Below are 11,887 nucleotides of genomic sequence, written 5' to 3' on the forward strand. Positions count from 1 at the left end.
AGAGGCTTTGAAACCCTTATCTTTCGTTGAAATATCACAATGTTTTAGCCCCTCTCCGCGTCGGAGAGGGGTTGGGGAGAGGTTCATCGAACTCACGTTAAATCAATCTCAAATATTACTAGTTTCAAAAACAGGCTGTTTTTGCAAACGTTTACCTGTCACAATCATCTTGACACCCCCAGATGGCCCCAGCAACGCACCTTTACGTGCAGGCTGTACTTGCTGACTATCTGCAACTTCCATTTGCCATTGAGATAGCACAGTTGCTAACACTAATTTCATTTCAAATAAAGCAAACGCCATACCAATACAGCGACGATTACCGCCACCAAAAGGTAAAAACTCTGAGGTAGAAAATTGACATTCTAAAAAACGCTCTGGTTTGAATTGCTTGGAATCAGGATATAAATCTTCTCGATGATGGGTTAAATAAATACAGGGAATCACCAGAGTTCCAGGTTCTAACTGATAACCCATGACATCTAAAGGCGATTTGACCAATCGATTTAATCCCAACATCGCCACTGGATATAGACGTAGCGTTTCTGAACAAACTGCGTTTAAATAAGGTAATTTGAAAATTTCATTAGGATCAGCCGTTTCACCTAAATTATCTAGTTCTTGCAGCAGTTTCTCCCGTACCTGGGGAACACGGTGAACCCAGTAAATTGCCCATGCTAAAGAAGTTGCTGTAGTTTCATGACCAGCCACTAGCAGAGTAATCAACTCATCCCGTAACTCTACATCGGTCATCGGTTGACCTTCTTCGTCCCGTGCAGCTAGCATTAATGACAAAATATCAGTGCGAGATGGGTCTGGTTTGGCTTTGCGTTCTTGAATCTCAGCGTAAATTAGTTCATCAACTTGCTGGCGTAAACGTAAAAACTTTCCCCAAGGACTTTTTGCACCTAAATCCCGTTGCAATACAGGGAAAACAAATATCATTGCTGTGATAAAAGGTTGCTGGGGATTTAGGATTTTGATGAGTAGTTCTTTGAGTTTTTCGTAACGCGGCCCGTCATGTATACCAAAGACAGCTTTTAAAATCACCTCAAAGGATATTTCCTGCATAGAAGAGATCACAGAGAAAGGCTCGCCAATTTGCCATTTAGCAGTAACCTTATTGGTGATGTTCTGGATTAACTGACCATATGCAAGCATCCTTTCTCCATGCAAAGGAGGTGTTAATAGCTTGCGTTGGCGTTGATGGGGTTTTCCTTCTAGTGCGAGTAAAGATTGCTGTCCTAACAAAGGAGCTTTGATACCAGCTGGCGCACCAGAGTCTAAAAGTTGTGGAGGAGTATTAAAAATCTGACCAATTGCTTGGGGATTACTAATAAAGACTTGAGGACTAAAAACTGGGCCAATTCGCAAAGTGAAAATATCACCATAGCGTTGAGCGCAGGCTTCCATAAATCCTAAAGGGTTAGTTAACCACTGATAGGTTTGTACCCAAGGGTGAGTTTTGGGGCCATCGGGAAGTTTGAGAGTAGACATCTAAGATTCCCTCACAATTAAAATCAGCTATGAATGACTGCACTTATAGCTTAATTAATCCTAGAAAAATGATTTTGGCGATCGCTTTTTCTAAATATTCTCAGCCGGAGCATAATTGCAATAGTTCTTCTACCTTGGCAGGATTTAACTGCTCAACATTATTCAAAACTACTGCGGCTCCAGCTTTTTGGAGTGTTTCACTATATGCTTGAGAGCGTTCTGCTGTTTCCTGGACGTGGGGCGGTAACACTCCAACACCAATCCAAGTCCGGTATGGTTGCAATTCTCTTGCTTTGCCTACTGTGTACATATCAGCGACAGTATCGCCCACATAAATAACTGTGGTGTTGCTTTGCTTATGTTTTAACTTGTCAACGGTAGCAAACAGCCCTGTGGGGTCTGGTTTACCGGGTGCATCTTCCATCGCAATCAACACTGGAGACTGCAAACCTAAACGTTTTTCTAAGATGTAAGTGGCAGAACCGCGAGTAGCACCGCTAAAAAATCCCCAAGGAATGCCAGCTTGGGTAAGTTGTTGTAAATAATCTGAGCTTAACAATAAAGGCTCATCGCAAATATATCCCGTGAAATTATTCGGGTCTGGGCCACGATAACGAGATTGGAAGAAGGCAACAATAGTTTTGTAATCTAGTTTAAGTTGCTCTCGTGACTGACCTTGAGATTCAAAGTAGCGGTAAATTAACTCTTGGGATGCTTCCCAATCGTTATTCCAAATCCCTTCAGACTTGAGTTGGTCAATATCTATTGGTGTGGGACGATAGGCTGCGTTGGTAAACTGTTCTACAGTATCGGCTAGTGCGCGGCGATAAGAACCGCCAACATCGCGCACAACGCCATCAATATCAAAAACAACAATTGCTAGTGCTGAAGGCTGTTCAGTCATGGTTGCGTGGATTAGAAATTAAGCTTTTCAGATTTTAAATTGGATCAGTATCTATCATGAATACTTCTTTCCTACTCCCCTAAAAGTTTGTTCATCGGTGAGATATTAAGTTACAATAAGCGATCGCAAACTTAGTAAGTAATGCCCGGATATTTCCCGGAGGTGTGATTGACCAAATTCATTCTAAAAATTCTTTGGTTGGAAGATAACGTTGCCCTAGCAGTTGACCAAGTTGTAGGCAAAGGTACCAGCCCTTTAACAAAGTACTTTTTCTGGCCCAGAAATGATGCTTGGGAAGAGTTAAAAAAGGAACTCGAATCCAAACACTGGATTACTGAGCTAGATCGCGTTGAATTGCTTAACAAGGCAACAGAAGTGATTAACTACTGGCAAGAGGAAGGCAGAAACCGTCCTATGGCAGAAGCTCAGTTGAAGTTTCCCGAAGTTGGTTTCACAGGTAGTGCTTGATATTGCACAATTAACTTTTTGCTGCTCTTGTCCCTGCTGCCACTATCAACAAGTTGTGCAACAGGGCTAACAATCAGCAACAGCAGTTATTAAATCCACAGAAAAGATTTCTACTGCTGTACTGACCTTTTAGAGATGGAATATTACATCTCTAATTGTGCTAATCAACTGAACAGTGTCAATCTTCCAAAATTTGCATAAGTTATCATTGCTACCAGTAATAAACAGCGATTTTTGAAACCGCCACAAGCATACCTTGTTAGTTACTCTTTCAGGTAATGCATGGGCGGTTTCGTTATTGGTAAGCTAATCAGCATTTAAGCTGCACTATTGAAATTGTGAATAAATGACTTAAACCCTCTCCTCTGCCCCTTCACGGCAGTCGCTACAACGGGGGGAACCCCCGCAACGCGCTGCCTCCCCTGCTCCCCTAAGGTCTAAACTGCAAATTAGGTGCTTAACAGCTTACTGACCCAGCACATGGGAGCAAAATTTTTATATATAAATTTATCTGCAAATATAGAGACGGAGCATTGCTACGTCTCTACAGCGTTCTGCTGTACTATTGAATACAATGGTGTAATTTAAGCTGCAAACAGATTTCACTATGTTGCGTTTACCTTATCAAGCTTTAATTACGCCTGTGGTCGCCTGCTTCTGTATGCTAGGAGTTAGTGTCCTGCAATTTCCTCGGCTACAATCACTTTTAATTAATAAACAAACTATATCCCAAGAAGTTCTCGAAAAAGATATCCAAGCAGAACATCTCCGCTTGGCTACATTAAAAGAATTACCTAGTTTTGGTTATGACAACTTAATAGCTGATTGGGTATATTTAAATTTTTTACAGTATTTTGGTGACGATGACGTGCGGGACAAAACAGGTTACCGCCTAAGTCCAGAATATTTTGACATTATTATTAAACATGACCCGCGATTTCTCGGAGCTTATGTAGGGCTTTCTACTAGTACTTCTGTATATGCTGCTATGCCAGAACGCTCTATAGGGTTGATGAAAGAGGGTTTAAAATCTTTATCTCCCCAAGTGCCAGAAAAATCCTATTATGTGTGGCGTTATAAAGGAATTGATGAATTATTATTTTTAGGAAATGCTCAAGCAGCGCAAAATTCATTCAATATGGCAGCAAATTGGGCAAGCAATTTTTCAGACTCAGAAAGTAAATTTATAGCTCATAACTCTCATCAAACTGCTGTCTTTTTGAGCCATAACCCTGATAGTAAATACGCGCGAATTGCTACCTGGGCAATGATATTAATGAATAAAGTAGATGAAAAAACTCGTAAGAGAGCAATTAAAGAAATCGAGGCTTTGGGAGGAAAGGTAATTAGTACTCCAACGGGAAACAAACTTATTTTTCCTCCGAAAGATTAAGTTAAGTATGAAGTATGTTCGCCCTACAGCCCCAAGGGCATCCTACGGCAGGCGTTCCCGTACCCCTACGGGGAAGCAAGCTACGCGTAGCGTCTCCCTTTGGGAGAAGGGTAGTGTTAAGTATGAAATTAACTCATCCATAAATAGATAGTGGATGAGTCAGTTTTAACTCTTTAATTGCCGTTGATTACTCATTGGTAATTGGCGGAATGACAGTGGTAGATTGTTGTTGGCGTTGTTCGCGTTTTTTGCGATCCGCTGAGATCATATCTGCCATGACTATCAATGCTTGTGCTATTTTCTCTAAATTAGAGAGGTATAGTTCCAAATCCTTGTTGAGTTTTTCAACAGATAAATGCAAGCCAGCAGCTATAGTTTTGAGTGCTTCTGTGCGTTGCTTTTCATCTTTTACTAAACCGGGATCGGACTCTTCGAGTAAGGAGAAGATACCTATAGCGAATAAGCGATTGTATTTAAATTTAGTATTGCTAGCGATCGCTTGCAGATGACCTTGCAAATCCGGATCTTGATATAATTGGCTACTCTGGCTCAACCCAGCAATTAAATCGCTAGCAGATAAGCTTTTCGCCAAAGCCTGCAACCTTTCAGCATCTTGTCTGTATCGCTGTGGATCTTGTTCTACAGCTTGACATATGGCGTGAAAAATTGATTCTTTATCGCGTTCTGGTTGATAGCCTTGCATAAAGCGGTCAAAGGTTGTGACAACGCCCAAGGCATAAATTGGATTGTAACTAAAATCAACATTTACTGATAGCAGATGCATTTCTACCATCAACTCTTCAACTACCCGGCGATAGATTGTGTTGATTGGCCGGGTATGGAGGGAGTAGAAAGTTCGCTTTGTGTCAGAGACAGTACGGACGTTATTCACAAAGAAAATATTAAGAATATTAAGGGCGAAGTTATTTTATTGTCACTCTTAAAGGCTACTTTGCCAAGTTCGGGTTTTACATCAGATTGAGACTCAGGGTGTGAGGGTGTAGGGGTGTAAGGGTTTTGAGATCCCCGACTTCTTTGAGAAGTCGGGGATCTTGTTGTTTACGAATAGTTTAAGACTGCCTATGATTGCCACTGTACCACTTGCTGTCTAAGTTCTTCCATATCTAAATAATCGTGAGCAAAAGCTTTCCGTAGCAGCGAGTGCGGTATATATTGATCATATTTTTGCATTTCTGGAGCTTCTGCTGTACTCACCAAATCTTCAGCAGAAATTCTTTGCTCACATAATGAACTAATTTCAGCATAAATATCTTTAAACTTATTTTTTCCTACTTTCAAAGTCAAATAATAGGGATTTACCCCACCCATACTGCTAACTTCTAAAGATTCACGGCAAAAACAATTGATTAATCTTTCTAAAGTACGATACGCAACTGTCCCCATCCAAGGAAAGATACAACATTTATTTTTTTCTAATTGCACAATATTCTGTTTATCTAACCCAGCATTTCGGGCAAGATGGCGCATTGCTTGTACATTTTTTCTCGCATTACTTTGTAAATAGCTATATTCTGTATCTTCTAATAACACTTGGCGCATTCTTTGCAAAATTTTAGTATGAATTTTGCCACTACCACCACGCCAATAAACACTAGCTTTACCTTCTACTTGTTTGGCTAATACCACCTTCCTTTTAAAATCAATCTCTAAAACTTCCCAACTTCTACCAGCTAAACCGAATTGATTCCCAACAGGTGGCGGTGTAACAATGCTGCCAATTTCTGTTGTCTCTTGCTTAACTATATATTCTTGATTATCAGCAAATACAGCATAAAACTGAAACTTACCGACGACTTTTTCACCAGTTAAGCCAATAATCAATTTTCCTTGTTCAGTTTGCTGAAGATGATCAATATCAATTAAATAGCGTAATAATAATTTAAAATCGTCTTTAGATATAGCAGCAAAAGGCGGTAAGTTTAAAACTTGTTTAGCTAACGCAGCCGGAGATAATTCTTTTTCTGCTAACAAAATACTCATTGTTTGGTGATAAAGCAAACTTAAAGGATATTTCATCGGCTTTATCGGTTCAATCCAACGCTCTTCTAAATAAAGTTGAATAATGGCGATACATTGCAATAATTGCCAGGATATTTGTTCTGTTAAATATGCTTCTGATAATGGTTCCTCTTCAGCACAGACAAAACGCATATCAGCAGATGCGCCCCTTCTACCTGCACGTCCTAATCTTTGTAAAAAACTGGCTACAGATAAAGGCGATTCTAACTGAATGACTCGCTCTAAATGACCGATATCTATGCCTAATTCTAAAGTCAAGGTTGCAGCCGTAACTGCGGGTTGATTAGGTTCCCGCATGGCATTTTCCGCAGTTTGTCGCAAACTAGCTGAGATACTGCCGTGATGTACATGATATATATCAGGCTGTCCTTGTTCTGTCGCAATTTGGCGCAAGGAAGCAATAACAGATTCGGTTTGGGTGCGATTATTAGCAAATATCAGACATTTTCTACCTTGGCTGACATTAAAAAGATAATTATCATATTTTTCTGCTGAATGAATCTCATCACGCAGATAAAAATGTTCTACAGCGAGTTTAATTTGGCGTTTTTCTGACTCAATTTTAGGAGTAATTACTTGTTTGTCAGTTCCAGAACGTAACCAGTCTTCGGCTAAGGAGTAATCGCCTAAAGTTGCAGATAAACCTATGCGGCGGGGTTGTTTTTGAATTGCATTAGCTAAACGTTGTAATTGACAAATAATCTGACAACCGCGTTCGGAACCCATGAAGGCATGAATTTCATCAATAATTACAAATTTCAGTTCGCCAAATAAGCGAACTAAGTCATGATTTTTATTTATTAATAAACTTTCTAAAGATTCTGGTGTAATTTGTAAAATGCCTTGAGGATTTTTAACTAACTTATTTTTACGACTTTGAGCAACATCTCCATGCCAATGATAAACAGGAATATCGGATAATTTGAGTAAGTCGTTGAGGCGTTCAAATTGGTCATTAATTAAAGCTTTGATTGGCCCAATATATAATGCACCGATTGTATTTGTAGGATGATTGTGTAATACAGTTAAAACTGGTAAAAATGCTGCTTCTGTTTTTCCCGCAGCCGTCGCAGCCGCAACTAATAAATGAGCGTCTGTGTCGAAAATTACTTGACAAGCAGCTTCTTGCACTGGTCTTAATTCTGTCCAGTTGTGGTTGTATATATATTCTTGAATGAAAGGCGCGAGTCTGTTGAAGGCTTCGCTCATGTTTGGTATTTAAGCTGAAACAATCTGATATTTTATAGCAGGTAAGGATGGCGATCGCTTGATTTTCTGACACAAATAGACTAACGAAATACTAACCACAGAGACACAGAGTACACAGAGTCATGAAAGTTTACGAAATCCAAAGCAATGCGGGAATTGATGCGCTGAAGTTATGCGATCGCCCTCAACCAGAACCAGGAAATGGGCAAGTTTTGGTTAAAGTCAAGGCAACATCTCTAAATTATCGTGATTTGCTGGTTGTTGAAGGAAATTACGGTTCTGGTGTGCAATATCCACTAATTCCTATGTGTGACGGGGCGGGGGAAGTTGTGGCGGTGGGAAAAGGTGTGACACGAGTAAAAGTAGGCGATCGCGTGGCGGGAATTTTCTTCCAAAATTGGATTGATGGTGCTTTAACCAGGGAGAAGATGAAATCTGATTTGGGCGGCGGTATCGATGGAATGTTGGCTGAATACGTCGTCTTAAACCAAGATGGGTTAGTTATCTTACCTGATCATCTTGCTTATATCGAAGGGGCGACTTTACCTTGTGCGGCTGTAACAGCTTGGCACGCTTTAGTAACTAAGGGCAATGTGAGTGCAGGTGATACTGTATTGTTGTTGGGGACTGGGGGAGTTTCGATATTTGCTCTACAATTTGCCAAGATGCACGGTGCAAAAGTGATTATTACTTCTAGCAGTGATGAGAAGTTAGCCCAAGCAAAAAAACTCGGTGCAGATGAAACTATCAACTACAAAACTACACCCAATTGGGAAAAGCAAGTCTATGAATTGACGAATCGCACTGGTGTAGATCATGTAGTCGAAGTTGGTGGTGCAGGTACTCTGCCAAAATCATTACAAGCAGTCCGGATTGGGGGACGGGTTAGCTTAATTGGTGTGCTGTCGGGTAGAGGTAGTGATATTGATCCGATGCCGATACTGTTTAAGAGTATTACGTTACAAGGAATTTATGTAGGCAGTCGAGAGATGTTTGAGACAATGAATCAGGCCATCTCGCAACATAGAATCTACCCAATCATTGATTTGGTTTTTCCGTTCACAGCCACCCAAGAAGCCTATCGCTACCTAAAAAATGCCTCTCACTTTGGGAAGGTTGTGATTGAAATTGGTTAATCTTCTACCAAAAACCTTAGAATAATCAACAGTATTGAAGTCTGTAACAAATATTTATGCCTCCTCGTTGGCCTCGCAAACCCGATCGCAGTGATCCTGAGTACCGCAAGTTAGATGACAGAATGAATTTTGCTGTCCATGTCGCTGTGGCTGCAACTATTAACTCTGGCTTATGGTTCTTCCATATTTTGAAGTCAACCCATTGGCAGTGGTTGCCGTTGTTGACGACAGGCTGGGTAATAGTAGTGTTGGTGCATCTAGTTTATATTGCTGCGATCGCCAACTATTCATCCACACCGCCTAAATCCACCTGAAGACGGACAGTTAATGCTAGGGCATTTGTAACCTGTGGCAGTAGAATTAGCTCGAATAATTGAGCAATAATAAGATATAAGCTGAGAGCTTCCGCTCTTTCTTAAAATAGGGTAATTTTTATGGCTAAGACTAACACCTCGGAATTACTAGAAGCCCTAGCATCTGAAATTGGCGAAAATATCTACATTGATATTGCCAAGTGGCATCTTTTCTTATCTAATGCCAAACTACATACGGTTGTCGCCGAACAATTGTATCCTTTAATTACTTCTAATTCTATCAATGAAGACCGCGTAGTTAAAGTTTTAGAATCTATCCCAGTAAAAATCGGTGGCGGCAGACGAGAACTCGCACTTATTGATTTACTCCCGCTACAATGCCAGGTAAATTTAGTTGACATTTTAGAGAGATTTCAACGCGAAATCTAACTTTTTAACTCCGAGTATTTTTATAAACTACATTTTTAACACCCCTCTTGGTAGGAGTGAAAATTATGACTGTCCATGAGTTCCATGATGAATTCACTCTGGCAGAAACAGCTGATAAGCTAGGCAAAAAAGCTTTGAAGTTAAACCTTATTCATAGCTTTGTTGTGCGTTATTTTGCCGACACAAGGCAATATTACATACCTAACGAAGAATCTCAACCGCTTACCCCAGAACAAGCATATATGTACTTTAAAAAATTAATAGAAGGTTCTGGAAAGTAAGCCTTTGAGGAACAAATGTTGTTTACAAGTTGACAATTAATTTTGGAGATTAATCTATGTTATTACAAGTCAAAGATACTAGTGGTTTAGTCAAAGTTAATGATATTCAGGAATTAATCGATCCGCATATCGATATAGTTCACGGACAAGACCAAGAAGGTCAAGAAGAACAAGACGAAGAAACTTTTAAAAAAGAGAATCTCGTTTTTCCATCCGGTGAAAGTTTACCTCGCTGTTGGTTAGATGCTAACTATCGCAAAGGTTAAAATTTTTTAACTGCACAATACATGAACTGATATCGGGCGTACAAATGTACGCCCTTTGTGTGTGAAGAATCGAACCACAGAGAATAAACCTCTTGCAAAAAGCACTTTTGCAAGAGATGGGAAAAGGTTAAGGGGGAAGAACCTTTCCCTTTACCCCTTACCCTTTACCCCACTTCTGCAAGAAGTCTACTGAGGAATAAGAGTTTCAGAGGTTTTTTGCGTAAGTCCTATTATTAATGGGTTCTGGTTGGAGTACGATGATTGAAGCATTCCTAGAATTAATGCTTGTGGTGTGTTACGAGTTAACGGGATTGGGGAATTCAAAAGATTATGAGTCAGGTTTCTAGGCAAAAAACTTCTATTGTTCGGGGTAACTGGCTTTATGCTTTTTGGAAGTTCTCTCGCCCGCATACAATAATCGGTACAAGTTTGAGTGTTGTTGGATTATATTTAGTTGCCTTTGCTGTCACCTCAAGTGAGTTCGCTACTAGCCAATTAATTTCAGTTTTAGGTGCGTGGCTAGCTTGTATGTGCGGCAATATTTATATTGTGGGTTTAAATCAACTCGAAGATGTAGAAATTGACAAGATCAATAAGCCGCATTTACCCCTCGCATCAGGAGAGTTTTCGCGCAGACAAGGGCAATTAATTGTAGGTATTACAGGAATTTTAGCACTAGTAATAGCATGGTTAACTGGCCCTTTTTTGTTTGGGATGGTGGCTATAAGTTTGACAATTGGGACTGCTTATTCTTTACCACCAATTCGCTTAAAGCAATTTCCCTTTTGGGCTGCTGTGTGTATTTTTTCAGTGCGGGGAACAATTGTAAATTTGGGATTGTTTCTGCACTTTAATTGGTTATTGCAAAGTAAACAAGCAATTCCGGCTGTGGTGTGGGTGCTAACTACATTTATATTAGTGTTTACCTTTGCGATCGCAATTTTTAAAGATATCCCCGATATAGAAGGCGATCGCCAGTACAATATCACTACTTTTACAATTCAACTTGGCCCCCAAGCTGTATTTAATATGGCACTATGGGTACTCACCATTTGCTATTTAGGAATGGTGTTAGCAGGTGTGCTGCGTCTGGAAGCTGTGAACTCAGCATTTTTGGTGATCACGCATTTAATATTGTTGTGTGGGATGTGGTTGCGGAGTTTAGCCGTAGACTTACATGATAAAACTGCGATCGCTCAATTCTATCAATTCATTTGGAAGCTATTTTTCTTAGAATATCTCATATTCCCCATCGCCTGTTTATTGGCTTAAAACCATGTTCGACACTTTTCACACAATAGATATTCTTGCCATCTTGGTAGTCACTATTAGTATTGTCCTCCTTGGTTATTTTGCTTGGAAAACCTTAATTACTTCCAACTATTTCCAAAAAGGAGTAGACCTTTATCAGCAAAAAGACTATCAAGGTGCAGAAGCAGCTTTTCGTAAAGTAATTGCTATCAACTCCACCAATGATGTAGTCCGTTTATTTTTAGGCGATGTTTTATATCAGCAAGGCAAAATTTCCGAAGCCACAGAATTATTTCAGGAAGTCATGCGCCGCAGCCCTAAAAATCCTGAAGCTTATTTGCGTTTAGCCAATGTTTTAATTCAGCAAAATCAGCCAGAAGCAGCTAAAACCAACCTCGAAAAAGCACAAGAATTATTTCAGAAACAACGCCGCCCAGAAAAAGCACAAAAGATTGCTCAATTATTAGCACAAATAAATGCCAAGTCAACTTGAAGTCTATCTTTTCTCTATCCTCTATCTCCTCTGCGGTTCCAATAAAAAACATCTGCTTACCTTAGCCTAAGGTGCAGCCTAGCCTATTGCTCTATTAAAAAAGCGGGCTCTCCCAGAGTAACTATGGTAAAATAATATAAGAAAATTAAATAAAACTTAGATAATTTAGATTGGTTAATAGAGAAAACCCAAGCTATAAACCGAAT

Annotated in this window: 13 protein-coding genes; 9 read left to right on the forward strand and 4 right to left on the reverse strand. The window is 39.9% G+C overall.

Annotated features, from left to right (window positions below; genetic code table 11):
* Positions 1-108: 108 nt before the first annotated feature.
* Together H6G76_RS34765 and H6G76_RS34770 are read right to left on the reverse strand one after the other, a co-directional pair.
* Positions 109-1,497 (reverse strand): cytochrome P450, encoded by a 1,389-nt coding sequence (locus H6G76_RS34765; RefSeq protein WP_190710743.1) that lies wholly within the window; start codon positions 1,495-1,497, stop codon positions 109-111.
* A gap of 100 nt (positions 1,498-1,597) precedes the next feature.
* Positions 1,598-2,401 (reverse strand): TIGR01548 family HAD-type hydrolase, encoded by an 804-nt coding sequence (locus H6G76_RS34770; protein WP_190710744.1) that lies wholly within the window; start codon positions 2,399-2,401, stop codon positions 1,598-1,600.
* A gap of 168 nt (positions 2,402-2,569) precedes the next feature.
* Here H6G76_RS34770 and H6G76_RS34775 point away from each other — a divergent pair, with 168 nt between their 5' ends.
* Entirely contained in the window at positions 2,570-2,869 is a 300-nt protein-coding gene (locus tag H6G76_RS34775; RefSeq protein ID WP_190710745.1) for a 30S ribosomal protein PSRP-3, read from the forward strand.
* Between the two features lie 607 nt (positions 2,870-3,476).
* A complete protein-coding gene (locus tag H6G76_RS34780) occupies positions 3,477-4,262 on the forward strand; it encodes a hypothetical protein (RefSeq protein WP_190710746.1) in 786 nt (261 codons plus the stop codon).
* 187 nt (positions 4,263-4,449) lie between these two features.
* On the opposite strand, the gene psb29 is transcribed toward H6G76_RS34780, so the two are convergent.
* Both psb29 and H6G76_RS34790 read right to left on the reverse strand, forming a co-directional pair.
* Entirely contained in the window at positions 4,450-5,154 is a 705-nt protein-coding gene (gene psb29 / locus H6G76_RS34785) for a photosystem II biogenesis protein Psp29 (protein ID WP_190710747.1), read from the reverse strand.
* A gap of 188 nt (positions 5,155-5,342) precedes the next feature.
* Positions 5,343-7,511, reverse strand: a complete 2,169-nt coding sequence (locus tag H6G76_RS34790; RefSeq protein ID WP_190710748.1) for a DEAD/DEAH box helicase — start codon at positions 7,509-7,511, stop codon at positions 5,343-5,345.
* 122 nt (positions 7,512-7,633) lie between these two features.
* On the opposite strand from H6G76_RS34790, the gene H6G76_RS34795 reads away from it, so the two are divergent.
* The 7 genes from H6G76_RS34795 (at position 7,634) to H6G76_RS34825 (ending at position 11,681) form a co-directional block, all read left to right on the forward strand.
* Complete coding sequence (locus tag H6G76_RS34795; protein WP_190710749.1) at positions 7,634-8,647, forward strand: NAD(P)-dependent alcohol dehydrogenase; 1,014 nt, start codon at positions 7,634-7,636, stop codon at positions 8,645-8,647.
* 56 nt (positions 8,648-8,703) lie between these two features.
* Positions 8,704-8,961 carry a hypothetical protein gene (locus tag H6G76_RS34800; RefSeq protein ID WP_190710750.1) on the forward strand — a complete coding sequence of 86 codons (258 nt, stop codon included), beginning with the start codon at positions 8,704-8,706 and terminating at the stop codon, positions 8,959-8,961.
* Between the two features lie 120 nt (positions 8,962-9,081).
* Positions 9,082-9,390, forward strand: coding sequence for a DUF3181 family protein (locus H6G76_RS34805; protein WP_190710751.1), 309 nt, complete (start codon positions 9,082-9,084; stop codon positions 9,388-9,390).
* A 65-nt stretch (positions 9,391-9,455) separates the two neighbouring features.
* Positions 9,456-9,671 carry a hypothetical protein gene (locus tag H6G76_RS34810; RefSeq protein WP_190710752.1) on the forward strand — a complete coding sequence of 72 codons (216 nt, stop codon included), beginning with the start codon at positions 9,456-9,458 and terminating at the stop codon, positions 9,669-9,671.
* 56 nt (positions 9,672-9,727) lie between these two features.
* Entirely contained in the window at positions 9,728-9,937 is a 210-nt protein-coding gene (locus H6G76_RS34815) for an acetyltransferase (protein WP_190710753.1), read from the forward strand.
* 330 nt (positions 9,938-10,267) lie between these two features.
* Positions 10,268-11,209, forward strand: coding sequence for a homogentisate phytyltransferase (locus tag H6G76_RS34820; protein WP_190710754.1), 942 nt, complete (start codon positions 10,268-10,270; stop codon positions 11,207-11,209).
* A gap of 4 nt (positions 11,210-11,213) precedes the next feature.
* Positions 11,214-11,681, forward strand: a complete 468-nt coding sequence (locus tag H6G76_RS34825; protein WP_190710755.1) for a M48 family metallopeptidase — start codon at positions 11,214-11,216, stop codon at positions 11,679-11,681.
* The last annotated feature ends 206 nt before the right edge of the window (positions 11,682-11,887 follow it).

It is taken from the genome of Nostoc sp. FACHB-152 (assembly GCF_014697475.1).
In the GTDB taxonomy this organism is placed as follows: Bacteria; Cyanobacteriota; Cyanobacteriia; order Cyanobacteriales; family Nostocaceae; genus Nostoc_B.

What these genes read in the sequence shown, in the direction of transcription:
- H6G76_RS34765 (WP_190710743.1), bottom strand. Translation starts at nt 1,497, where the DNA reads ATGTCTACTCTCAAACTTCCCGATGGCCCCAAAACTCACCCTTGGGTA.
- H6G76_RS34770 (WP_190710744.1), bottom strand. Translation starts at nt 2,401, where the DNA reads ATGACTGAACAGCCTTCAGCACTAGCAATTGTTGTTTTTGATATTGAT.
- H6G76_RS34780 (WP_190710746.1), top strand. Translation starts at nt 3,477, where the DNA reads ATGTTGCGTTTACCTTATCAAGCTTTAATTACGCCTGTGGTCGCCTGC.
- H6G76_RS34790 (WP_190710748.1), bottom strand. Translation starts at nt 7,511, where the DNA reads ATGAGCGAAGCCTTCAACAGACTCGCGCCTTTCATTCAAGAATATATA.
- H6G76_RS34795 (WP_190710749.1), top strand. Translation starts at nt 7,634, where the DNA reads ATGAAAGTTTACGAAATCCAAAGCAATGCGGGAATTGATGCGCTGAAG.
- H6G76_RS34800 (WP_190710750.1), top strand. Translation starts at nt 8,704, where the DNA reads ATGCCTCCTCGTTGGCCTCGCAAACCCGATCGCAGTGATCCTGAGTAC.
- H6G76_RS34805 (WP_190710751.1), top strand. Translation starts at nt 9,082, where the DNA reads ATGGCTAAGACTAACACCTCGGAATTACTAGAAGCCCTAGCATCTGAA.
- H6G76_RS34810 (WP_190710752.1), top strand. Translation starts at nt 9,456, where the DNA reads ATGACTGTCCATGAGTTCCATGATGAATTCACTCTGGCAGAAACAGCT.
- H6G76_RS34815 (WP_190710753.1), top strand. Translation starts at nt 9,728, where the DNA reads ATGTTATTACAAGTCAAAGATACTAGTGGTTTAGTCAAAGTTAATGAT.
- H6G76_RS34820 (WP_190710754.1), top strand. Translation starts at nt 10,268, where the DNA reads ATGAGTCAGGTTTCTAGGCAAAAAACTTCTATTGTTCGGGGTAACTGG.
- H6G76_RS34825 (WP_190710755.1), top strand. Translation starts at nt 11,214, where the DNA reads ATGTTCGACACTTTTCACACAATAGATATTCTTGCCATCTTGGTAGTC.